Source organism: Buttiauxella cochleicola, assembly GCF_021283185.1.
In the GTDB taxonomy this organism is placed as follows: Bacteria; Pseudomonadota; Gammaproteobacteria; order Enterobacterales; family Enterobacteriaceae; genus Buttiauxella; species Buttiauxella massiliensis.
This window is the reverse complement of the sequence record NZ_JAJSOS010000003.1, coordinates 253,730-276,202: the sequence shown is the minus strand read 5'-3', so window position 1 is coordinate 276,202 and position 22,473 is coordinate 253,730. Positions and strand designations below refer to the sequence as shown.

Annotated in this window: 20 protein-coding genes; 8 read left to right on the top strand and 12 right to left on the bottom strand. The window is 51.5% G+C overall.

The genetic code is table 11. The features are described 5' to 3' along the window. Window positions 1–17: 17 nt before the first annotated feature. The 6 genes from pyrB to arcA form a co-directional block, all read right to left on the bottom strand. On the bottom strand, window positions 18–950 hold the full coding sequence (pyrB, locus tag LVQ76_RS06600) for an aspartate carbamoyltransferase (RefSeq protein ID WP_154150851.1): 933 nt from the start codon (window positions 948–950) through the stop codon (window positions 18–20). A gap of 258 nt (window positions 951–1,208) precedes the next feature. Further along, complete coding sequence (locus LVQ76_RS06595) at window positions 1,209–1,688, bottom strand: arginine repressor (RefSeq protein WP_226811972.1); 480 nt, start codon at window positions 1,686–1,688, stop codon at window positions 1,209–1,211. 156 nt (window positions 1,689–1,844) lie between these two features. Next, the gene (arcD, locus tag LVQ76_RS06590) at window positions 1,845–3,314 is read right to left on the bottom strand and encodes an arginine-ornithine antiporter (protein ID WP_151993013.1); all 1,470 of its coding nucleotides are present in this window, start codon (window positions 3,312–3,314) and stop codon (window positions 1,845–1,847) included. A 75-nt stretch (window positions 3,315–3,389) separates the two neighbouring features. After that, window positions 3,390–4,394, bottom strand: a complete 1,005-nt coding sequence (argF, locus tag LVQ76_RS06585) for an ornithine carbamoyltransferase (protein ID WP_151993014.1) — start codon at window positions 4,392–4,394, stop codon at window positions 3,390–3,392. Window positions 4,395–4,415: 21 nt separating this feature from the next. Further along, complete coding sequence (locus tag LVQ76_RS06580; RefSeq protein ID WP_232904476.1) at window positions 4,416–5,330, bottom strand: carbamate kinase; 915 nt, start codon at window positions 5,328–5,330, stop codon at window positions 4,416–4,418. Window positions 5,331–5,346: 16 nt separating this feature from the next. Continuing rightward, the gene (gene arcA / locus LVQ76_RS06575; protein ID WP_232864685.1) at window positions 5,347–6,567 is read right to left on the bottom strand and encodes an arginine deiminase; all 1,221 of its coding nucleotides are present in this window, start codon (window positions 6,565–6,567) and stop codon (window positions 5,347–5,349) included. A 672-nt stretch (window positions 6,568–7,239) separates the two neighbouring features. On the opposite strand from arcA, the gene LVQ76_RS06570 reads away from it, so the two are divergent. Further along, window positions 7,240–7,692 carry a NanQ anomerase/TabA/YiaL family protein gene (locus tag LVQ76_RS06570; RefSeq protein WP_232921258.1) on the top strand — a complete coding sequence of 151 codons (453 nt, stop codon included), beginning with the start codon at window positions 7,240–7,242 and terminating at the stop codon, window positions 7,690–7,692. A 167-nt stretch (window positions 7,693–7,859) separates the two neighbouring features. On the opposite strand, the gene argF (LVQ76_RS06565) is transcribed toward LVQ76_RS06570, so the two are convergent. Then, window positions 7,860–8,867 carry an ornithine carbamoyltransferase gene (gene argF / locus LVQ76_RS06565; protein ID WP_232921257.1) on the bottom strand — a complete coding sequence of 336 codons (1,008 nt, stop codon included), beginning with the start codon at window positions 8,865–8,867 and terminating at the stop codon, window positions 7,860–7,862. Further along, entirely contained in the window at window positions 8,864–8,932 is a 69-nt protein-coding gene (gene argL / locus LVQ76_RS22455; protein WP_407643460.1) for a putative translational regulatory protein ArgL, read from the bottom strand. Before argL ends, argF (LVQ76_RS06565) begins: the two co-directional genes overlap by 4 nt. 99 nt (window positions 8,933–9,031) lie before the next feature. Here argL and rraB point away from each other — a divergent pair, with 99 nt between their 5' ends. The 6 genes from rraB to uhpT all read left to right on the top strand — a co-directional run bounded on the left by rraB (window position 9,032) and on the right by uhpT (window position 15,352). Next, window positions 9,032–9,460, top strand: coding sequence for a ribonuclease E inhibitor RraB (rraB, locus tag LVQ76_RS06560; protein ID WP_064513995.1), 429 nt, complete (start codon window positions 9,032–9,034; stop codon window positions 9,458–9,460). 56 nt (window positions 9,461–9,516) lie between these two features. Continuing rightward, a complete protein-coding gene (gene miaE / locus LVQ76_RS06555; protein ID WP_232904479.1) occupies window positions 9,517–10,293 on the top strand; it encodes a tRNA isopentenyl-2-thiomethyl-A-37 hydroxylase MiaE in 777 nt (258 codons plus the stop codon). A 98-nt stretch (window positions 10,294–10,391) separates the two neighbouring features. After that, window positions 10,392–10,982: a response regulator transcription factor UhpA gene (gene uhpA / locus LVQ76_RS06550; RefSeq protein ID WP_232921256.1), complete on the top strand. Its 591-nt coding sequence runs from the start codon at window positions 10,392–10,394 to the stop codon at window positions 10,980–10,982. Then, window positions 10,982–12,484 carry a signal transduction histidine-protein kinase/phosphatase UhpB gene (gene uhpB, locus LVQ76_RS06545; protein ID WP_232921255.1) on the top strand — a complete coding sequence of 501 codons (1,503 nt, stop codon included), beginning with the start codon at window positions 10,982–10,984 and terminating at the stop codon, window positions 12,482–12,484. The genes uhpA and uhpB overlap by 1 nt, the downstream gene beginning before the upstream one ends. A gap of 9 nt (window positions 12,485–12,493) precedes the next feature. Continuing rightward, complete coding sequence (locus LVQ76_RS06540; protein ID WP_064513986.1) at window positions 12,494–13,822, top strand: MFS transporter; 1,329 nt, start codon at window positions 12,494–12,496, stop codon at window positions 13,820–13,822. Window positions 13,823–13,960: 138 nt separating this feature from the next. Then, window positions 13,961–15,352, top strand: a complete 1,392-nt coding sequence (gene uhpT / locus LVQ76_RS06535) for a hexose-6-phosphate:phosphate antiporter UhpT (protein ID WP_232921254.1) — start codon at window positions 13,961–13,963, stop codon at window positions 15,350–15,352. Between the two features lie 52 nt (window positions 15,353–15,404). On the opposite strand, the gene LVQ76_RS06530 is transcribed toward uhpT, so the two are convergent. Next, a complete protein-coding gene (locus tag LVQ76_RS06530; protein WP_232864677.1) occupies window positions 15,405–15,908 on the bottom strand; it encodes a GNAT family N-acetyltransferase in 504 nt (167 codons plus the stop codon). Between the two features lie 170 nt (window positions 15,909–16,078). On the opposite strand from LVQ76_RS06530, the gene LVQ76_RS06525 reads away from it, so the two are divergent. Further along, window positions 16,079–17,266: a YjgN family protein gene (locus tag LVQ76_RS06525; protein ID WP_232864676.1), complete on the top strand. Its 1,188-nt coding sequence runs from the start codon at window positions 16,079–16,081 to the stop codon at window positions 17,264–17,266. 70 nt (window positions 17,267–17,336) lie between these two features. Here LVQ76_RS06525 and LVQ76_RS06520 read toward each other — a convergent pair whose 3' ends face one another. The 3 genes from LVQ76_RS06520 to pepA form a co-directional block, all read right to left on the bottom strand. Next, a complete protein-coding gene (locus tag LVQ76_RS06520; RefSeq protein ID WP_232921253.1) occupies window positions 17,337–20,192 on the bottom strand; it encodes a valine--tRNA ligase in 2,856 nt (951 codons plus the stop codon). 6 nt (window positions 20,193–20,198) lie between these two features. Beyond that, window positions 20,199–20,657 (bottom strand): DNA polymerase III subunit chi, encoded by a 459-nt coding sequence (locus LVQ76_RS06515; protein ID WP_034459595.1) that lies wholly within the window; start codon window positions 20,655–20,657, stop codon window positions 20,199–20,201. Between the two features lie 75 nt (window positions 20,658–20,732). Then, a complete protein-coding gene (gene pepA / locus LVQ76_RS06510) occupies window positions 20,733–22,244 on the bottom strand; it encodes a leucyl aminopeptidase (RefSeq protein WP_064513975.1) in 1,512 nt (503 codons plus the stop codon). Window positions 22,245–22,473 lie beyond the last annotated feature (229 nt).

Below are 22,473 nucleotides of genomic sequence, written 5' to 3'. Positions count from 1 at the left end.
CTTAATCTTCCTCTCACTCAAACCAGTTCAGGTTGCAAAACTAACGCCAGCAGAGCCTGGCGGGCATAAATACCGTTGCCTGCCTGCTGGAAATACCAGGCGTGCGGGGTTTTATCGACATCCGTAGTGATTTCATCAACGCGTGGCAGCGGGTGTAGCACTTTCATGTTCTCGCGGGCATCGACAAGGTCTGCTGCACGCAGGACAAACTGCGCCTTCACGTTGGCGTATTCAGACGGGTCCAGGCGCTCTTTCTGTACGCGAGTCATGTACAGAATATCCAACTCGCCTACAACGTCGTCGATAGCTTCATGGCAGCTCCAGACGATGCCTTTTTCATCCAGCATATCGAGAATGTATTTCGGCATTGCCAGCGCATTTGGCGCGATAAAGTAGAAGCGGTTACCTTCAAATTTCGCCAGGGCTTGTGCCAGAGAGTGCACGGTGCGGCCATATTTCAGGTCACCGACCATGGCGATATTCAGGTTTTCCAGACGCCCCTGCGTTTCCTGGATGGTGAACAGATCCAGCAGCGTTTGTGTTGGGTGTTGGTTGGCACCATCACCTGCGTTCAACACCGGTACATTGCCTGAGAACTCCGTTGCCAGGCGTGCAGCACCTTCTTGCGGATGGCGCATTACGATTGCATCAACATAGGTGCTGATAACTGAAATAGTATCGGCCAGTGTTTCGCCTTTCTTACCCAGCGAGGTATTGCTGCTGTCGGAGAAGCCGACAACCGATGCACCCAGACGGTGAATCGCGGTCTCAAAAGAGAGACGAGTACGCGTTGAAGCCTCAAAGAAGCAACTGGCAACAACGATGTGTTTCAACAGTTCAGGTTGCGGATTCGCTTTCAGTTTTGCCGCCGTAGACAACACCAGTTCAAGTTCTTCACGACTGAGATCGTTTATGGAAATGATATGTTTTTGATATAGGGGGTTAGCCATGTTTATCTCCTGTTCTCGGGCGTCGGGCAAAAAAAAAGCCCCTCAATGAGGGGCCTTTGGAATTGATTGCTGCAACGGAGAAAAAAACAGGTTAGCGCCGTCTTTTAGACGACGTGGTGTGGCAATTTTTTGAACACACTGGACCATGCTTCCTCCGGCAAATTGTGGCGCATTATACGCATGTGGGAGGACACTTCAAGGGATAAATTCACATATTTTGGCCATTAGCAATCGGTTGCTGTGAATATTTATCCGACTCTAATGTAATCCAAGGGTTTGCATAACTCGCCGATGGACCTGTGCGGTTTTTTGTACCTCGCGTGGTGCAATCCATACAATGCTGCTGCCCGCTACTACGCCTAAAATTTCTGGCACGGCACGATAATCGAGAATTCTTGCTATGGCCCGCCCGTATCCATGAACGGCATGAATCATGACAAACTCAGCATTATGCTCGACGCTAATTACCATCTCCGCTATTGAACGTGCTGCATCCGGTGCGGGTTGAGATTGCGGATTTAATGCATAAATTTTCTGACCTTTGGCGTTACGTATTTTGATAACGCCAAGCAATTTCAGCAGACGGGACACCGTAGACTGACTAATGTTTTCAAATCCGTGGAGCTGCATATCGCGGCGCAGTTCTTCTTGCGATTGATAGCTTTTATGGACAATGAGTCTTTGGCAGAGTGTTAGCTGATTATGATCCTTCTCCGAGGGTGCGTGGGATACGCTCATTGCATTCACCATTCCTTGATTTATCAGGCGACTAATTTACGCTGCTTATAAATCCAAACCGTTTTCTCGATCAGATTTTTCCAATCTAACCAACAAATAATGTTGCTAAATGTATTATTATTAGAATTTAACGCCCCTTTCGGGGCGTCATAGTTATCAGGTAATCTGAATAGAACCGGAAACAACCAGTTTTAACGTCCAGGCTGCTAACAGTAGAATTGCCGCAGCGATTGCCCATTCATAACCCTTCAGCATTTGTTGCCCTTGCTGTTTCTTCTGCCACAGGAAGACCACAAGCCCTGGGGTGAATAGCAACGAACTCAGTAGCATTGAGTCGCCAGCGGCGTAGCAAAGCCAGAAACCGTAAACGGTGGCGATAACGCCGAGTATTAAACCGCTGGTGCGTGATTCTCCTTTCGCATAGCGTTCACCCGTCCAGGCAAGTTTCAAACCATAGGCGGCGCTAAACAGGTACGGCGGCAGAATGGCGGCGGTTGCGATAGAGAACAGCGCCTGATAACCCGCCTGGTAGAACAGAGTGAGGATGAGGAATAACTGGATCAGGCCGTTGGTTATCCACAATGAGAACGAAGGTGAATGTCTGGCGTTCTCCCTGGCGAAGATTTTCGGGAAGATCCCGTCTTTGGCGGCAACGCGAGGCAGTTCTGCGGCGAATAGCGTCCAGGCGAGCAGGGCACCGGCAACAGAAAGAATAACGCCACCGGCAACAAATTTAGCACCCCATGGCCCAACTACACTCTCCAGCACGCCTGCCATAGAAGGGTTTCTCAGCCCGGCAAGGGATGCCTGATCCAAAATCCCCATCGACAGCACGCTGACCAGCACATAGATTGCCAGTGCGCCCAGCAAACCAATCACTGTAGCCTTACCGATATCGCTACGATTTGCGGCACGAGCAGAAACGACGGTTGCCCCTTCAATACCGATAAACACCCATGTGGTCACCAGCATAGTATTTTTCACCTGATCGAACAGCTCAGGCGCGGTGCCGTTGACGAGCATCATGCGGCCCCAGAAGTCGGCTGTGAAGACACCGATCTTAAAGGCTATCAACACCGCGACGATAAACACCAGCAGGATAACCACTTTGACGACGGTGAGGATCGTGTTGATGTAAGCCGCTTCACGTACGCCGCGCAGAACCAGTGCGTGTACCAGCCACAACACTATAGATGCGCCGATTATCGACGGCAGGTTATTACCATCGCCGAATACCGGGATGAAAAAGCTCATCGCGCTAAACAGTAATACCGCGTAGGAAACGTTGCCCAGCCAGGCGGAGAACCAGTATCCCCAGGCAGACTGGAAGCCGATGAAATCGCCGAATCCAGCGCGAGCGTAGCTATAGACGCCGCCTTCAAGTTCCGGGCAACGGGAGCTGAGGTTTTGATAGATAAAGGCGAGACATAACATCCCGACTCCGGTAATTACCCAACCAATGAGTAACGCGCCCGGTGAGGCGACGGAGCCAAAGTTTTGCGGCAGGCTGAATACCCCACCGCCAATCATTGAACCAATTACCAGCGCAACCAGCGCGCTAAGCCCTAATTTTGTTTCTTTTGTTGTGGATGTCTCGGCGACATCTCCGTGGGTAGCATCGGCCATTTTCCTTTCCTCTTGCTGTGGGATGCAGCATGAATGCACGGGTGGCGGCGAGGGCATCCCCGCCGCCAGTGCGAATTACTCTCCGAGCGTGGCAACCATGACGGCTTTAATCGTATGCATACGGTTTTCGGCTTCATCAAAGACAATGGAATGCGCTGATTCAAAGACTTCTTCAGTCACTTCCAGCCCTTTCAGGCCGTATTCCTGCTCGATCTCTTTACCGACTTTGGTGTGTTCGTTATGGAAGGCTGGCAGGCAGTGCATGAATTTCACATTCGGGTTGCCAGTAGCATTGATGACATTTTGGTTAACCTGATAGGGGGTCATGATACTGACGCGCTCAGCCCAGGCTTCTTTAGGCTCGCCCATAGAAACCCACACATCGGTGTAGAGGAAATCAACGCCTGCCACACCTTCTTCGACGCTATCGGTCAACATGATGCGACCACCGGTTTCTTTAGCAATCGCGCGGCATTGCTCAACCAGGGCAGGTTCAGGCCAGAAGGCTTTTGGCGCGACCAGGCGAATATCCATACCCATTTTCGCAGCACCCACCATCAGGGAATTGCCCATGTTATTGCGAGCATCACCCAGATAAGCGAAGGCGATATCCTGAAGTTTTTTGTCCGGCGCGTGCTCAAGCATGGTCATCAAATCCGCGAGAATTTGAGTTGGGTGATATTCATTGGTCAGGCCGTTCCACACCGGAACACCTGCGTACTCGCCCAGTTCTTCGACAATATCCTGGCCGTAGCCGCGGTATTCAATGCCGTCGTACATGCGGCCTAAAACGCGGGCGGTATCTTTCATGGATTCTTTATGGCCGATTTGCGAGCCGCTTGGGCCGAGGTACGTCACCAGCGCACCCTGATCGAACGCGCCGACTTCAAATGCGCAGCGCGTGCGGGTGGAGGTTTTTTCGAAAATCAGCGCGATGTTTTTGCCCACCAGGGTTTTCTTCTCAGTACCTGCTTTTTTGGCGGCTTTCAGTTCGCGAGACAAGTCGATCAGGTACTGGATTTCTACAGGTTTGAAGTCCAGCAGTTTCAAAAAGTTGCGGTTTTTCAGATTGATAGTCATTTTTTTATCCTTTTGAAATTATTAAGCAATACGAATCAGCGTACCTTTCTCACCCGCCAGAATTGCCGGGCCATCCTCAAGCGCTCCAATCCCGGCAATACCGTGGCACTGCGCCACAAACTTGCTACAGGCAGCGACTTTCGGGCCCATCGAACCGGCGTCGAATTTCATGGCATCCAGTTCCTGCGGCGTAATATGAGAAATTGGTCGCTGAGTTGGCGTGCCCCAATCGAGATAGACGGCGTCGGCATCGGTGAGGATCAACAGCGCATCGGCTTCGATCTGGCGCGCCAGCAATGCGGCGGAAAGATCTTTATCAATCACCGCTTCGATACCGTGGTAGCCGTCGGCTTTTTCGACTACCGGAACACCGCCGCCACCGTTGCAAATCACCAGGTGATCGCGCTGAATAAGGGCTGTGATCGCATCGCTTTCCACAATCTGTTTTGGTTGTGGGGATGGCACTACGCGGCGGAAATACTGGCCGTCGGCTTTAACTGTCCAGCCCTTTTCCGCAACCAGCATGTCGGCTTGCGCCTTGTCATACACCGGGCCGATGTACTTCGTTGGGCTTTCGAATGCGGGGTCGTTGGCGTCCACTTCTACCTGAGTCAGCAATACGCTGACTTCCCGGTTTGGCAGCTGATTTTTCAGCGACTGCTGTAGCATGTAGCCAATCATTCCCTGACTTTCGGCTCCAAGAATGTCGAGTGGATATGGCGTCACTTTTTCATAGGCACTGTTTTGTAGTGCCAGCAACCCGACTTGTGGGCCATTGCCATGAACCAGCACGACACGCCAGGAGGAGGTGAGTTGTGCGATGGTTTTAGCCGCTAAATCAATGTTCTTACGTTGTATTTCTGCTTCCAGAGGCTCGCCGCGTTTCAATAGCGCGTTGCCGCCCAGTGCTACAACCAGTGTCGGTTTGTGTTCCATTTCATCTCTCCCTGGATTAAATACCGTCACGTTCTAGTGGGCAGCTCATGCAGCGTGCACCACCGCGACCACGGCCCAATTCGTCACCAGGAATCGGCAAGACTTTGATGCCCGCTTTGTCGTATTTTTCGTTGGTCCAGATATTGCGTTCATAGCCGATGACCACACCTGGGCGTACGGTTAGCACGTTATTGGCGTCATTCCATTGCTCACGTTCAGCTTCAAACGCATCACCGCCAGTGGTGATTAAACGGACCTGATCGATACCCAGCGCTTGTTCAATCGCATGCAGCAGGTTTGGCTCCTGATGGCGTTTGATGCCGCCACGACCGTCCGGGGTTAGCGTCCAGCACTGGGCGTCTTTGCGGACCACTTCCGGGTAGACGGAGAAGGTGTCGATATCGATGTGTGTCATCACGGTATCGAGGTGCATACAGGAACGGTGTTTAGGCAGTTCAACGGCAATAACGCGAGTAGCTTGTTGATGTTTGAATAATGATTCAGCGAGGAACTCGACACCTTGCGGAGTGGTGCGCTCAGACAAACCAATTAATACCGCACCACGGCCAATGACTAATACATCACCGCCTTCTAATGTTGCGTGGTCATAATTAATATTGTCGTCGCCATAATATTTAATAAAGTTTCCATCGGTAAATAATGGATGCCAACGGTAAATCGCTCGCAGGTTATTTGTTTCACGTTGGCGTGCGGCTTTCGCCATTGGGTTAATAGATACGCCATTATAAATCCAGCAGGAAGTATCGCGGGTGAATAAATGGTTAGGGAGCGGTTTCATAATAAAGTCGGTGACTTCATGGGTATCGACAACCATATTTTGAATATAAGTTGGAATTTCACCATAAGTCAGGCCGCCGCTCAGCCTGCGAGCCAATTCACGATGTGACATATCTGCAAGCCAGCTGCGAATGTCGGAGGCAAATGCTGGGCCAAGGCGGTAGTCAGAAATCTGTGTTGCCAGCAGCCATGCCTTGGCATCGCTGACATCCAGCGTTTGAGTGAGAAGGTCCGTCAGTAATAAAACCTCAACCCCCTCACCGCGTAATGTATTAGCAAATATATCGTGTTCTTCGCCAGCACGTTCTACAGATAAAACGTCGTCAAATAATAATTCCTGGCAATTAGATGGGGTGAGTCTTTTCAGGCTCAGATTAGGGCGATGCAGCATTACACTGCGAAGTTGTCCAATTTCGGAACCAACATAGTGCTTGTCCATGACTATTCCTTTGCATTAATCCTGAGATGAAAATATCAGTGGTAATAGTTAGCTATTACCGCAAGTTAAATAGGCTTTCGAAATGTCTTCGAGGCGTATGTTAATTTCATGAGGGATATTTAATGTGAGCTTAATCACGCGCTCAAGGGACATTTAAATTCTCTGTTAATTAATTGATAGCTGTCATGGAATTATAAATAAAGCAATTGAGCAGTCTGAATAACTACGCGAAATTATGCATATTCTATTTTATTAGTGTTAACCCAATGTTATTGGGTGAACAAACTGATGTTTTTTAACTTGTTGAAATTTAGCAGTATTTTGAAATTTAAATATAACTATGCATAAAGCCGTATTTTTCATCCACAGCATGGGAAAATAAACAAAATAGTTATGACTAAATTTGCGCTTACTTACCAGGTTTAAAATGTGACTGGTGGTTAGTTTTAAATAATTTTGTTTTTTAAACAGAAGGTTACGAACTATCCCAGCGGGATCTATTTTGAGGTTATGCTTTTTTTATGCATAAAAACCTCATGGCTGATACAAAGCTGTAACATGTTTTGCGCTAAACATGCGCCAGCACAGGTTTTCTTAAAAAACTCATGGCGGCAAAAGGTGAATGCTCGTATAAATACCGTAATAAAACATCGTTTCAAAAAGGTATTAATCATGATTATTGGCAACATTCATTCTTTGCAATCCTGGCTTCCTGAAGAACTGCGTCAGGCGATTGAGCATGTTAAACAGCACATCACTCCAGAAACCTCATTAGGCAAGCATGACATCGACGGTAACCGTCTGTTTATGTTGGTTTCTGAAGACTCTACGCAACCTATTGAAGAGCGCCCGGCAGAGTTTCACCAGCGCTATCTGGATATCCAGATTGTGATGCGCGGCCTGGAAGGTATGACGTTTAGCTGCCTGCCAGCTGGTACGCCGGAAACTGACTGGCTGGCTGATAAGGACATTGCGTTCCTGCCAGAAGGCGAGCAGGAAAAAACCATCGTGTTAAATGAAGGGGATTTCGTGGTGTTTTATCCAGGCGAAGTTCACAAACCGCTGTGCGCTGTGGGGAAACCGGCGACTGTGCGTAAAGTCGTTGTGAAGATGTTGATGGCCTAAATACCCTTCATACTTCAAATTGCCTCTTTGTTGGCTGCACTCACTCACCCGAATCACTTACTTATGTAAGCTCATCGGGATTCCTTCTTTTGCCGCCTCGATGCAACTCGAATTATTTTGGGTATAAAATACAGTGGCGGAGGACTACAACCATCCGCCACTGAAAATCAAAGCTTAACCAGTGTAGCCACCATCACCGCTTTAATGGTGTGCATCCGGTTTTCCGCCTGGTCGAACACCACGCTGTTTGCCGACTCAAACACCTCGTCCGTCACTTCCATACCGCCATGCAGGTCATATTGTTCTGCCATCTGCTTGCCCAGCGTCGTCTGGTCATCATGGAATGCAGGCAAGCAGTGCAGGAATTTAACCTGCGGATTGCCGGTCAACGCCAGCATCGCGCTATTAACCTGATAGGCCCGCAGCAAGTTAATACGCTCGGCCCATTTCTCTTTGGCCTCACCCATAGATACCCACACATCGGTATAAATGAAGTCAGCTCCTTTAACGCCTGCGGCAACATCTTCCGTCAGCGTGATTTTCCCGCCATTGTGAGCGGCCATTGCCTGGCATTCTGCCACCAGCTTTTCATCAGGCCAGCAGGCTTGTGGAGCCACAAGGCGCAGATTCAGCCCGGTAAGAGCGGCGGCTTCGAGCATGGAATTGCCCATGTTATTACGCGCATCACCCGCATAGACCAGCGTCATTTCTTTGAAAGTTTTGCCTGGCATGTGCTCCTGCATTGTCAGCAGGTCGGCCAGTAATTGCGTGGGATGGTACTCATTGGTCAGCCCGTTCCACACTGGCACGCCAGCATGCTGCGCCAGTGTTTCAACGATTTCCTGACCAAACCCGCGATACTGAATACCGTCATACATACGGCCTAGTACACGCGCCGTATCTTTAATTGATTCTTTATGCCCAATCTGGCTTCCGCTTGGGCCGAGATAAGTGACGCGAGCGCCCTGGTCAAATGCGGCAACTTCGAAAGAGCACCTCGTACGAGTCGAGTCTTTTTCGAAGATGAGCGCGATATTTTTTCCAGTAAGATGCTGAACTTCAGTGCCTTTTTTCTTATCGTTTTTTAGTTTGGCAGACAGGGTAAGTAACTCATGAAGCTGTGCAGGTGTGAAATCCAGTAATTTAAGAAAATGCTTTTGATAGAAATGACTCATATTTTCCTCGCATGGCACAAGCCATTTATTGAATTAATATTCAATTTATATGTATGAATATTCATTTGCAACCCCCGATGGATAAATCTTTATCGGGAAAGGTGGAGGCAAACTCAGCCGTGTGTGAAAATAGAAGTATCTGCCTACAAATTGAGGAAAGGGCCATGGCAAATCCAGAACTACTCGAAGAGCAACGCGAAGAAACGCGTTTGATTATTGAAGAATTACTGGAAGACGGCAGCGATCCTGACGCGCTGTATACTATCGAGCATCACCTTTCCGCAGACGATTTCGAAACTCTTGAAAAAGCAGCTGTTGAAGCTTTCAAAATGGGTTACGAAGTTACTGACCCGGAAGAGCTCGAAGTGGAAGAGGGTGATACCGTTATCTGCTGTGACGTGCTGAGTGAAAGTGCGTTAAAAGCTGAGCTGTTGGATGAGCAAGTAGAACAACTGCTGAACCTCGCTGAGAAATTCGGTGTGGAGTATGACGGTTGGGGCACTTACTACGAAGATCCGAATGGCGAAGACGGTGAAGAAGGTGATGACGACGAAGATTTAGCTGACGAAGACGACGACGGCGTACGCCACTAATCTCTTCTGTGCAGCGGCGATTGCCGCTGCACATCAAGGAAAGATAACTCCCCATTATGAACTACCCGCAACTACTCTCCCCGGTACTGAATTTTCTGCACTGCCCAACGCCTGATGCATGGATTGAAAAAGCCTGCCAGCCGGAGCATTTGCCATTGCTGCTGACTGACCATCTGGTGTGCGAACTCAAAGCTGCGCAAACGGCGATGTTTTTGATTCGCAAATATGTTGCCGATAAAAGCAGTGCGCAGTTTTTACTTGATTGGCTAAAACCCTATGAAGATTTCGCTTTCCGTGAGGGAGCCGAACCTGATTTTGTCGCGCTGCATAAAACCCTGAGCAAGAACGTCATGCCGCAAACGCAGAGTGCCTGGGGCCAGCAACTTATCGACAGCATGGTATTGTTGATTAAAGAAGAGCTGCACCACTTTTGGCAGGTGCGTGAGATCATGATCGCCCGCAATATTCCTTACGTGAAAATGACCGCCAGCCGTTACGCCAAAGCGCTGCTGAGCCAAACGCGTACTCATGAGCCGGTTATGCTGGTGGATAAACTGATTTGTGGGGCGTATATCGAGGCGCGATCCTGTGAGCGTTTCGCCTCTCTGGCTCCGCACCTGGATGATGAATTACAGAAATTCTATTTGTCGCTGCTGCGTTCGGAAGCACGGCATTATCAGGATTATCTAGCGCTGGCAGAACAGATTGCAGGTGGGGACATCAGCGATCGTGTGCGTTTCTTTGGCGAGGTCGAAGCGGCATTGATTAGCAGCCCGGACGAAGAATTTCGTTTTCACAGCGGCATACCTTTCTCTAAAACAGCAGGGTCGTGAATTGCCCCTGCCTGTGGCTTCACTGGAATTGCTTAAGGCTTGAACAGCTTCGCGCTTATCGCTAAGGTAAGCGCGTTTTTACCTTCCTGGAAAGTATCATGATAACCATCGCCCTTATTGACGACCACCTTATCGTCCGCTCTGGCTTTGCACAGCTGTTGGGGCTGGAGCCAGATTTTCAGATTGTGGTTGAGTTCGGCTCCGGGCGCGAAGCGCTGTCCGGGCTGCCGGGGCGTGGCGTGCAGGTGTGTATTTGCGATATCTCGATGCCGGATATTTCCGGGCTGGAACTACTCAGCCAGTTACCAAAAGGGATGGCGACGATTATGTTGTCGGTTCACGACAGCCCGGCGCTGGTGGAGCAGGCTTTAAACGCCGGTGCGCGTGGCTTTCTGTCAAAACGCTGCAGCCCGGATGAGCTGATTGCCGCGGTCCATACGGTGGCGACAGGCGGCTGCTACCTGACGCCAGACATTGCCATTAAACTGGCGGCCGGACGGCAGGATCCGCTAACCAAACGCGAGCGCCAGGTGGCGGAAAAACTGGCCCAGGGCATGGCGGTCAAAGAGATTGCCACCGAACTTGGGCTGTCGCCGAAGACGGTTCACGTGCATCGCGCCAATCTGATGGAAAAACTCGACGTCAGCAACGATGTCGGACTGGCTCATCGCCTGTTTGACGGATGGTGATGCAACCCTTTTTCTCCCGGCTTATCTCCGTCGCCGCCAGTTTTTTTATCTTCACAGCCAGCTGGTTTTGCCTGTGGAGCATCAGCTTGCACCTGGTGGAACGGCCTGAGCTTGCAGTACTGCTGTTTCCCTTCGGCCTGCGTTTAGGGCTGATGCTGCAATGCCCGCGCGGCTACTGGCCTGTATTGCTCGGCGCGGAGTGGTTGATGCTCGTCTGGCTGGCGCAGGAAGTCGCACTGGCGCATCTTCCACTGTTGATGATCGGTGGTGTGCTAACCCTCCTACCCGTGGCGCTGATTTCCCGCTACCGCCATCAGCGCGACTGGCGCACCTTGCTGCGTCAGGGTGGGGCGCTGATTGCCGCCGCACTGTTACAGTCGTTACCGTGGATCGGGCAAGGGCAGGAGACCCTGAACGCGCTGTTGCTCACGCTGACCGGCGGGTTAACCCTGGCCCCAACCTGCCTGGTTATCTGGCATTACCTCACCAGTACCGTCTGGCAGCCGCTGGGGCCGGGACTGGTTTCACAGCCGGTGAACTGGCGTGCTCGTCACCTTATCTGGTATCTGCTGCTGTTTGTGGTCAGCTTGTGGCTACAACTTGGACTACCAGCCGAACTTTCCCGCTTTACCCCATTTTGCCTGGCATTGCCGATTATCGCCCTGGCCTGGCATTACGGCTGGCAGGGCGCGCTGATCGCGACGTTGATGAACGCCATTGCGCTGATCGCCAGCCAAACCTGGCACGATCACCCGGTGGATCTGCTGCTTTCGTTGCTGGCACAAAGCCTGACCGGGCTGTTGCTGGGTGCGGGGATCCAGCGCCTGCGTGAGCTTAACCAGTCCCTGCAAACTGAGCTTGCGCGCAATCACCGTCTTGCTGAACGCCTGCTGGAAACCGAAGAGAGCGTGCGGCGTGAAGTGGCGCGCGAACTTCATGACGACATCGGCCAGACCATTACCGCGATTCGTACCCAGGCGGGGATTGTGCAGCGCCTGGCTCCGGGAAACGAAGGGGTCAAATTGGGTGGGGCGCATATCGAACAGTTGTCCCTTGGGATTTATGATTCGGTACGCCGTCTGCTGGGACGCCTGCGCCCGCGCCAGCTGGATGATTTATCTCTGGGGCAGGCGATTCGTTCGCTGATGCGTGAAATGGAGCTGGAAAGCCGTGGCATCGTGAGCCACCTCGACTGGAAAATCGACGAGCCGCTACTGAGCGAAAGCCAGCGCGTTACGCTGTTCCGCGTTTGCCAGGAAGGGCTAAATAACATTGTGAAACACGCCAGCGCCAGCGCAGTAACGATCCAGGGCTGGCAGCAGGACATGCGCCTGATGTTGGTAATTGAAGATGACGGCAGCGGCCTGCCATCCGACTCCGGGCATCAAGGTTTTGGCCTGGCAGGTATGCGCGAACGGGTCACGGCGCTCGGCGGAACCCTCACTATTTCCTGTACTCACGGCACGCGCGTCAGCGTCAGTTTGCCATTGAGATACGCGTAAGGACTGACGATGTTCACTTTCCTGAAAGCCCCACCGGCGGCGACGCCCGTTAGTGATAAAGCCGAAATTGACGCCCGCTATAGCTACTGGCGTCGACATATTCTGATCACCATCTGGCTGGGCTATGCGCTGTTTTACTTCACCCGTAAAAGCTTTAATGCCGCCGCGCCGGAAATTCTCGCCAGCGGCGTGATGACACGTACCGATATCGGCCTGTTGGCTACGCTATTTTACATAACTTATGGGCTGTCGAAATTTTTCTCCGGCATCGTCAGTGATCGCTCAAACGCCCGTTATTTTATGGGGTTGGGGCTTATCGCCACTGGTGTTGTTAACATTCTTTTTGGTTTTTCCACCTCCCTTTGGGCATTCGCCTTGTTGTGGGTGCTGAATGCCTTTTTCCAGGGCTGGGGTTCGCCGGTATGCGCCCGTTTGCTCACGGCATGGTACTCCCGTACGGAGCGCGGTGGCTGGTGGGCGGTATGGAACACCGCGCATAACGTCGGCGGGGCGCTAATCCCTATGGTGGTCGGCGCGGCGGCGCTGCATTACGGTTGGCGTGCAGGGATGATGATCGCCGGTTCGCTGGCTATTCTGGCCGGGTTATTTCTCTGCTGGCGTCTGCGCGATCGCCCGCAAACCGTAGGCTTGCCGCCGATAGGTGACTGGCGGCACGATGAACTGGAAATCGCCCAGCAGCAGGAAGGCGCAGGGCTGACGCGCCGGGAAATCCTCTACAAATACGTGCTGGGGAATCCTTATATCTGGCTGCTGTCACTGTGCTATGTCCTGGTCTACGTGGTTCGGGCGGCGATCAACGACTGGGGTAATCTCTACATGTCGGAGACTCTGGGCGTGGATCTGGTCACTGCGAACTCGGCGGTAACGATGTTTGAGTTGGGTGGGTTTATCGGCGCACTGGTGGCAGGCTGGGGGTCAGACAAACTCTTCAATGGCAACCGTGGGCCAATGAACCTGATATTTGCCGCCGGGATTTTGCTCTCGGTAGGCTCGCTATGGCTGATGCCGTTTGCCAGCTACGTGATGCAGGCGGCCTGTTTCTTCACCACAGGATTCTTTGTGTTTGGCCCGCAGATGCTTATCGGCATGGCGGCAGCGGAGTGCTCCCACAAAGAGGCAGCGGGGGCCGCGACCGGCTTTGTTGGCCTATTCGCTTATCTCGGCGCATCTTTGTCTGGCTGGCCGCTGGCGCGTGTGATCGATATCTGGCACTGGAACGGTTACTTCGCGGTGATTGCTATCGCGGCAGGCATTTCTGCGCTGCTGTTGCTGCCGTTCCTGAATGCCCAGTCCCCACGCGTCCGTAGCGAAGCGTGATACATCTCACCTTTTTACCTCGAATGGCGCAAAACTAAGAAATTTTCCAGGTTGTTCCTGGAAGCCATCTCAGGCCAAAGCCGCTGCTGATTTTTACAATGCCTGCTATCACGCAGGTTTTTAAATCAGGAGTAACCCATGCTGGCCTTATTAAATCAGGTGCGCAAGCCGACCCTGGATTTGCCGCTCGATGTGCGGCGCAAGATGTGGTTCAAACCGTTCATGCAGTCTTACCTGGTAGTCTTTATTGGCTACCTGACCATGTATCTGATCCGTAAGAACTTCAACATTGCGCAGAACGACATGATCTCTACTTACGGGTTGAGCATGACGCAACTGGGGATGATAGGCCTGGGCTTCTCCATCACCTACGGCGTGGGTAAAACCCTGGTTTCCTACTACGCAGACGGCAAAAACACCAAGCAGTTCCTGCCGTTTATGCTGATCCTCTCGGCTATCTGTATGCTCGGCTTTAGCGCCAGTATGGGGACCGGTTCGGTCAGCCTGTTTATGATGATTGCCTTCTACGCCCTGAGCGGTTTCTTCCAGAGCGCGGGTGGCTCATGCAGCTACTCCACCATCACTAAATGGACGCCGCGCCGCAAGCGCGGAACCTATCTGGGTCTGTGGAATATCTCCCATAACCTGGGCGGTGCGGGTGCCGCAGGCGTGGCGCTGATTGGTGCGAACGTTCTGTTCGACGGCCACGTTATTGGCATGTTTATCTTCCCATCCATCATCGCGCTGGTTGTTGGCTTCATTGGCCTGCGCTATGGCAGCGACTCCCCTGAGTCTTACGGCCTGGGCAAAGCTGAAGAGTTGTTTAGCGAAGAAATCAGCGAAGAAGATAAAGAGACCGAAGACGAGTCGATGACCAAATGGCAAATCTTCGTTGAGTACGTGCTGAAGAACAAAGTTATTTGGCTGCTGTGCTTCTCCAATATCTTCCTCTACGTGGTGCGCATCGGTATTGACCAGTGGTCCACGGTTTACGCGTTTCAGGAGCTGAAGCTTTCCAAAGAAGTGGCGATTCAGGGCTTTACCCTGTTTGAAGTAGGGGCATTGGTCGGCACGTTGCTGTGGGGCTGGTTGTCGGATCTGGCGAACGGTCGCCGTGCGCTGGTCGCCTGTGTTGCGCTGGCATTAATTATTGCGACCCTCGGCGTTTATCAGCACGCCAGCAACCAGTATGTCTACCTGGCATCGTTGTTCGCGCTGGGCTTCCTGGTGTTTGGTCCACAATTGCTGATTGGCGTGGCGGCAGTCGGCTTCGTTCCGAAAAAAGCTATCGGTGCGGCTGACGGCATCAAAGGCACCTTCGCCTATTTGATTGGCGACAGCTTCGCTAAGTTAGGGCTTGGGATGATAGCCGACGGGACGCCAATTTTTGGTCTGACTGGCTGGGCAGGGACTTTCGCAGCACTGGATGCCGCTGCAATCTGTTGCATCGTGCTAATGGCGATGGTTGCGGTGATGGAAGAGCGCAAAATCCGCCGTGATAAGCGAATTCAACGGTTAGCTACCCAATAAAAGTTGCAGGGTTTACTGGATCGAATAGATTCAGTAAACCCATTTAAAGCGGTTACAGAGACTTAATCATCCGCACTTCGCAATCCACATGGCCAGTGCAGCCAAGCGGCTCAGAAATATGTTCAAAGCCCAGACGCTCATACAGCGCGATGGCTTCAGTCAGAAACGCTGTGGTTTCCAGATAGCAGCGCTTAAAGTCTTTTTCGCGGGCAAAATCCATTGCCTGCAACGCCAGGCGTTTAGCCAACCCTTTGCCACGCACTACCGGCAGGAAATACATCTTCTGCAATTCACAAATGTCCGGTTCGCTGCACGTTAATGGCGCGACACCACCACCACCGACAACTTCACCATCCACTTCCACAACCCAATAGGCATGACCCGGTTGGCTGTAGAGCTGATAAAGCTCATCGAGATTTGGATCTGCCACGGTATAGCCTTTATCGGCGGTTAAGCCATATTCAGCAGAGACTTCGCGGATAACGCGCGCGATGGCCGCATTGTCCTGGGGGGTTATCCGGCGCAGTGCGATTTCAACCGGAGCAGCAAGATTCATAGCGTGGACTCATTAATGATGGGGATAAAGATTGAATATTTAAATACCACTGTGAAAGTTAATAAGCAAGTTCCTAAAGTAGCGAGGAAATCCCGAACCGGATTATTTCGAAGTAGCTTGCTGTGGTTAAATGCTGACCGTTAAGTATTTCATTTTCAATAAGGATGGATATGTTTGATCAGCAGGGAACTCCAGAAGTTAGCCACTCAAGGAATATTACTTTTCATGGCACAGGCAGCGGCTATTTTGGCGTGTGCGTTGTTAATTTTCTACTCACTCTTGTCACGTTTGGTATTTTTGCACCGTGGGCCTACGTGCGTTGTAAACGTTATATTTACAGCAATACCGAATTATCGGGTTCACGGTTTTCTTACAACGTGAAAGGTGGATCACTATTCATAAGCTGGCTTTGCCTTTTTGTTTTCTTTGGGGCTTTAGAATTTGCAATCATTAAACAAAGCAGTCCTTTGTCATTTTGCCTGTTAGCGATACTGATATTGTTCTTGCCTTATTTAGTTATTCAAAGTCTGCGTTATCAGATGCAATCAACAACGCTAAATAATGTACGGTTCAATTTTAATGCATCAGGATTTAAAGCCTGGTGGGTGATGATGGGTGCGCCATTATTAATGCTCGCAGGTGTTTTTTTAATCTGCTCGATGATTGTCTATACCGCAAGTTCGGCCTCTTTGTTTGAAATGGACAGGATTGTTATCACGATTGTTATTGCCATGATTGTTGGCATCCTGGGATTTGGCGCAGTACAGGGCGTTGCCGTCGGCATGTGGTTGAATTTATTATTCAATGGATTAAGCTTTGGAACGCAAAAATTTGCGGCTAGTGTCAGTGTCAAAAAATGTGTGATGTTCAGTATTATCGGGATGCTTCTTTTGACGCCGTTCTTATTGCTGGTGTTGAAGTTAATAGCGCCGACTATTATACACGTGGTTTTATCTGGCGGCATGATGTCACCGGACGAGCTGGCATCAGTTCAAGGAACAATCCTAATTTGTTATTTGATTTATCTGCTTGGACTCATCGTTAGCTTTAGCTATTTATATGTGATGATGCGGAATTATTACTATAAGCAAGTAGCGCTGAGTGAAAAAATAGCTTTCCGCTCCACTTTGACATTAGCTGGATTTGTCGGGCAGCTTATTATTAATGGCTTAATCACTTTGTGCACATTCGGTATTGCCTACCCTTGGGCACGTATTCGTTACTGCCGCTATCTGGCAAAAAACACCTGGGTTGATGGTGATTTAGACGACCTGGAATTGCAGGATCACGACGATAAAATTGCCACCGATGTGGTGAGCCGAATTTCACGTGGGTTGGTACCGAATCTTAATTTATAGCATTCAAGCTTGATGGCACCAAAAAAAAAGGCCGGGAAATGTCCCGGCCTTCTCATATCAAAGCACTCAATTACAGCGCAGCGATAGTTTCTTTCTGCTCAGCCAATTTCACTTTAGCTTCGCCACATGCCGCCAGACGTTCGCGTTCTTTCGCAACTACGGCTTCTGGCGCGCGCGCCACAAAACCTTCGTTAGACAGCTTGTTTTCGATGGATGTAATTTCCACATCCAGCTTCGCCATCTCTTTGTCCAGACGCGCAAGTTCAGCCGCTTTGTCGACCAGGCCTGCCATTGGGATCAGCAGCTCTGCACCTTCGATGATTTTGGTCACGGAAACCGGGCCTTTATCATCAGCAGGTAGCAGGGTGATGCTTTCCAGACGCGCCAGGTTTTGCAGGAAGGTACGGTTCGCATTAACACGACGTTCCGCTTCCGCGCTCACGTTACGCAGCAGGATTGGCAGTGGTTTGCCCGGAGAGATGTTCATCTCAGCGCGAACGTTACGCACGGCGGTGATCGCCAGCTTCATCCACTCGGTATCGGCAAACGCAGCTTCATCGTCCTGCTCGCTGTTATACGCCGGGAATGGTTGCAGCATGATGGTATCGTCGGTGATGCCTTTGAAGGTCTTCACGCGCTGCCAGATGGTTTCGGTGATGAATGGAATGATTGGATGCGCAAGACGCAGCAGACCTTCCAGCACGTTAATCAGCGTATTACGCGTACCGCGCAGTTCCGCTTCAGTGCCACTGTTCATAACCGGTTTGGTCAGCTCTAGATACCAGTCGCAGAACTGGTTCCAGGTGAATTCGTACAGGATGTTGGCAGCGATATCAAAGCGATAGCTGTCCAGCGCTTCACGGTATGCTTTCACGGTGCGGTTGAATTCTGCAAGAATCCAGCGATCCGCCAGAGACAGAACCATTTCGCCGCCGTTAAAGCCGCAATCCTGGTCTTCGGTATTCATCATCACGAAACGGCTGGCGTTCCACAGCTTGTTACAGAAGTTACGGTAACCTTCCAGGCGCTTCATATCCCAGTTGATGTCGCGACCGGTAGACGCCAGAGCTGCCAGCGTAAAGCGCAGCGCATCGGTGCCGTGCGGTTCGATACCGTTCGGGAATTGCTTCTCGGTGCGCTTACGGATTTTCTCAGCCAGCTGCGGCTGCATCATATTACCGGTGCGCTTCTCAAGCAGGTCTTCCAGGGAGATACCGTCAACCATATCCAGCGGGTCGATGACGTTACCCTTGGACTTGGACATTTTCTGCCCTTCGTCATCGCGGATAAGCCCGGTCATGTAGACGGTTTTAAACGGAACCTGTGGCTTGCCGTCTTCATCTTTGATGAAGTGCATGGTCAGCATGATCATGCGCGCAATCCAGAAGAAGATAATGTCGAAGCCGCTAACCATCACGCTGGTTGGGTGGAAGGTGCGCAGCGCTTCGGTGTTCTCAGGCCAGCCGAGCGTAGAGAATGTCCACAGACCGGAGGAGAACCATGTGTCCAGAACGTCTTCGTCCTGGTTCAGAGCAACGTCGTCGCCGAGGTTATTTTCAGCGCGAACTTCCGCTTCATTACGGCCAACATACACGTTGCCTTCGGCATCGTACCAGGCCGGGATGCGGTGACCCCACCACAGTTGACGAGAAATACACCAGTCCTGAATATCGCGCATCCAGGAGAAGTACATGTTTTCGTACTGCTTAGGCACGAACTGAATATCGCCTTGCTCAACAGCTTCAACCGCGACTTTCGCCAGCGGCGCGGTGCGCACGTACCATTGGTCGGTCAGCATTGGCTCGATAACCACGCCGCCACGGTCGCCGTAAGGAACGGTCAGATCGTGAGGTTTGATCTCTTCCAGCAGGCCCATTTCGTCGAACTTAGCGACCACAGCTTTACGCGCGGCAAAACGCTCCAGTTTCTGGAATTCAGCCGGGATCTCGTTGCTGTAAACGTCTGCTTCTTCGCCGTTGGTATCGAACACTTCTGCCGCTTCGCGGATATCACCGTCGAAGGTCAGAATGTTGATCATTGGCAGGGCATGACGGCGGCCAACTTCGTAGTCGTTAAAGTCGTGTGCAGGCGTGATCTTCACGCAGCCGGTGCCTTTATCCATGTCGGCGTGTTCATCACCCACGATTGGAATCAGACGGTTAACCAGCGGCAGAACAACAAATTTGCCGATCAGATCTTTATAACGCGGATCTTCTGGATTCACTGCCACACCGGTATCACCGAGCACGGTTTCTGGACGGGTGGTGGCGACAACCAGGTAATCTTTGCCGTCAGCGGTTTTTGCGCCGTCAGCCAGTGGATAACGCAGGTGCCACATAGAACCTTTAGATTCGCGGTTTTCAACTTCCAGATCGGAAATTGCGGTGCGCAGTTTCGGGTCCCAGTTTACCAGGCGTTTGCCACGATAAATCAGATCTTCTTTGTACAGGCGGACGAACACTTCTTTCACCGCGTTGGACAGGCCTTCATCCATGGTGAAGCGTTCGCGCTCCCAGTCTACGGAGTTACCGAGACGACGCATCTGACGGGTGATGGTGCCACCAGACTCTGCCTTCCACTGCCAGATTTTGTCGATGAAAGCATCACGGCCATAGTCATGGCGTGTTTTGCCTTCTTCGGCGGCAATTTTGCGCTCGACGACCATCTGGGTCGCGATACCGGCGTGGTCAGTCCCCGCCTGCCACAGAGTATTTTTACCCTGCATGCGCTGGTAACGAATCATGGTATCCATGATCGTCTGCTGGAAGGCGTGACCCATATGCAAGCTGCCGGTAACGTTCGGCGGCGGGATCATGATGCAGAAGCTTTCCTGGCTAGTGTCGCCATTTGGCTTAAAGTAGCCCTGCTGTTCCCAGTGCTCGTAAAGCGGCTGTTCGATATCTTGCGGGTTATATGTCTTTTCCATTGTCTGCTATGTCGTTCCCGGCGGGGTATGAGTCGCCGTAGTCAAGTGGAAACCAGCAACGCGGTACGCCTTATAGCGATCACGGGCCAGTTGTTTTTGAGTGTCTTCGTAAGGTACGAAGTCTATCACTTCATGGAAAGCGGTGGCAAAATCTGCGAACTGTGGCAACAGGCTAATCAGCACATCGCGCGGAGAACTACCGCGTCGTTGCGGCCAGGCCAATTCTACCGGGGCACCATAACGCGGCCCTTCACCGGCAAGATTATGCGGCACAAATGCGTGCGCGTCGCGCTGCCAGAGTGCTTCATCCAGACGGATAGCTTGTTGTTCATCAACACAAGCAATCAGCAGGCGTTTTCCTGCACGAAAGCTTTCTGCCGCCAGTTCACACACCAACGCTTCAACGGCACTCAACTCACCGGAAGGCGTGTCGTTGTCGAGCAGGTAGAACGTCGCGTTTTTCATTAAGCCAGCTTTTTCTATTGAATGGTGTTTCACTCTAACCCTCTCTTGGGTGAGGGTTAGAGTGAGGGCGTTAAATTACTCTTCGCCGTTAAACCCAGAACGGTTCAACAGGAATTGTGATAACAGCGCAACAGGGCGGCCGGTTGCGCCTTTGGCTTTACCAGAACGCCATGCGGTACCGGCGATATCCAGGTGCGCCCAGTTGTACTTACGGGTAAAGCGCGACAGGAAGCAGGCAGCGGTGATTGCGCCACCTGGACGGCCACCAATGTTTGCCATATCCGCAAAGTTGGAGTCCAGCTGATCCTGATACTCATCAGCAATTGGCAGACGCCACGCGCGGTCACCGGCCTGTTCAGACGCGCCGATCAGTTCGTGAGCCAGTGGATTGTGGTTAGACATCAAACCGGTGATGTGATGGCCAAGAGCAATCACACAAGCACCGGTCAGCGTCGCCACATCGATAACCACATCAGGTTCGAAGCGCTCAACGTAAGTCAGCACATCGCACAGAACCAGGCGGCCTTCAGCGTCGGTGTTCAGCACTTCAACCGTTTGACCGGACATTGTCGTCAGCACGTCGCCTGGGCGATAAGCACGGCCACCAGGCATGTTTTCACAACCCGCCAGTACGCCAATAACGTTAATCGGCAGATTCAGCTCTGCAACCATACGCATTACGCCGTATACGGAAGCCGCTCCGCACATGTCGTATTTCATCTCGTCCATGCCTTCGGCAGGTTTGATAGAAATACCACCGGAGTCAAACGTCAGGCCTTTTCCGACCAGCACGATTGGGCGTACATCAGGATCGGTGCTGCCTTTGTATTCGATAACCGACATCAGCGATTCGTTCTGGGAACCATCGCCTACTGCGAGGTATGAGTGCATGCCCAGTTCTTTCATCTGCTGTTCGCCAATCACGCGAGTAACAACGTTTTTGCTGTAAGAATCAGCTAACTGACGCGCCTGGGAAGCCAGGTAAGCCGCGTTACAGATGTTTGGTGGCATGTTGCCTAGATCTTTTGCCGCTTTAATACCAGCAGCAATCGCCAGACCGTGCTGAATGGCGCGCTCACCACTCGTCAATTCGCGGCGGGTTGGCACGTTAAAGACCATTTTACGCAGCGGGCGGCGTGGCTCGCTTTTATTGGTTTTTAACTGGTCGAAGCTATACAAAGATTCTTTTGCCGTTTCTACTGCCTGGCGTACTTTCCAATAAGTATTACGGCCTTTAACGTGCAACTCGGTCAGGAAGCATACGGCTTCCATTGAACCGGTATCGTTCAGAGTATTAATGGTTTTCTGGATAACCTGCTTATACTGACGTTCATCCAGTTCACGCTCTTTGCCACACCCAATCAGTAGAATGCGCTCTGAGAGTACGTTTGGAACGTGGTGGAGCAACAAAGTTTGACCGGGTTTCCCCTCGAGCTCACCACGGCGCAAAAGCGCGCTGATGTAGCCATCGCTGATTTTATCGAGTTGTTCGGCGACCGGGGACAGGCGACGCGGTTCAAAGACTCCCACAACGATGCAGGCACTACGCTGTTTCTCGGGACTACCGCTTTTTACACTGAACTCCATGCACTACGCTCCTGAATCTTAAAGACAACGGCGGTGGCTACAGCTAGAATTGCAAGCTTTCGTAACTCATCTCCGCGGTTGCGATGACTTCGTGTTAATCTTACGAGTATGTTTTTTTACGGTTTCGGCAACGTCATTTAAATCACCCTGCGCCAGTATTATGCCGGGCTTTTTAATCTTAGCGATGTTTTCGACGACTCAAGAGAATAAATGACGTATAAGCGATGAA

Bases quoted from the DNA above. Each gene is read 5' to 3' on its own strand.
- pyrB (WP_154150851.1), bottom strand. From the start codon at position 950: ATGGCTAACCCCCTATATCAAAAACATATCATTTCCATAAACGATCTC.
- LVQ76_RS06595 (WP_226811972.1), bottom strand. From the start codon at position 1,688: ATGAGCGTATCCCACGCACCCTCGGAGAAGGATCATAATCAGCTAACA.
- arcD (WP_151993013.1), bottom strand. From the start codon at position 3,314: ATGGCCGATGCTACCCACGGAGATGTCGCCGAGACATCCACAACAAAA.
- argF (WP_151993014.1), bottom strand. From the start codon at position 4,394: ATGACTATCAATCTGAAAAACCGCAACTTTTTGAAACTGCTGGACTTC.
- LVQ76_RS06580 (WP_232904476.1), bottom strand. From the start codon at position 5,330: ATGGAACACAAACCGACACTGGTTGTAGCACTGGGCGGCAACGCGCTA.
- arcA (WP_232864685.1), bottom strand. From the start codon at position 6,567: ATGGACAAGCACTATGTTGGTTCCGAAATTGGACAACTTCGCAGTGTA.
- LVQ76_RS06570 (WP_232921258.1), top strand. From the start codon at position 7,240: ATGATTATTGGCAACATTCATTCTTTGCAATCCTGGCTTCCTGAAGAA.
- argF (WP_232921257.1), bottom strand. From the start codon at position 8,867: ATGAGTCATTTCTATCAAAAGCATTTTCTTAAATTACTGGATTTCACA.
- rraB (WP_064513995.1), top strand. From the start codon at position 9,032: ATGGCAAATCCAGAACTACTCGAAGAGCAACGCGAAGAAACGCGTTTG.
- miaE (WP_232904479.1), top strand. From the start codon at position 9,517: ATGAACTACCCGCAACTACTCTCCCCGGTACTGAATTTTCTGCACTGC.
- uhpA (WP_232921256.1), top strand. From the start codon at position 10,392: ATGATAACCATCGCCCTTATTGACGACCACCTTATCGTCCGCTCTGGC.
- uhpB (WP_232921255.1), top strand. From the start codon at position 10,982: ATGCAACCCTTTTTCTCCCGGCTTATCTCCGTCGCCGCCAGTTTTTTT.
- LVQ76_RS06540 (WP_064513986.1), top strand. From the start codon at position 12,494: ATGTTCACTTTCCTGAAAGCCCCACCGGCGGCGACGCCCGTTAGTGAT.
- uhpT (WP_232921254.1), top strand. From the start codon at position 13,961: ATGCTGGCCTTATTAAATCAGGTGCGCAAGCCGACCCTGGATTTGCCG.
- LVQ76_RS06530 (WP_232864677.1), bottom strand. From the start codon at position 15,908: ATGAATCTTGCTGCTCCGGTTGAAATCGCACTGCGCCGGATAACCCCC.
- LVQ76_RS06525 (WP_232864676.1), top strand. From the start codon at position 16,079: ATGTTTGATCAGCAGGGAACTCCAGAAGTTAGCCACTCAAGGAATATT.
- LVQ76_RS06520 (WP_232921253.1), bottom strand. From the start codon at position 20,192: ATGGAAAAGACATATAACCCGCAAGATATCGAACAGCCGCTTTACGAG.
- LVQ76_RS06515 (WP_034459595.1), bottom strand. From the start codon at position 20,657: ATGAAAAACGCGACGTTCTACCTGCTCGACAACGACACGCCTTCCGGT.
- pepA (WP_064513975.1), bottom strand. From the start codon at position 22,244: ATGGAGTTCAGTGTAAAAAGCGGTAGTCCCGAGAAACAGCGTAGTGCC.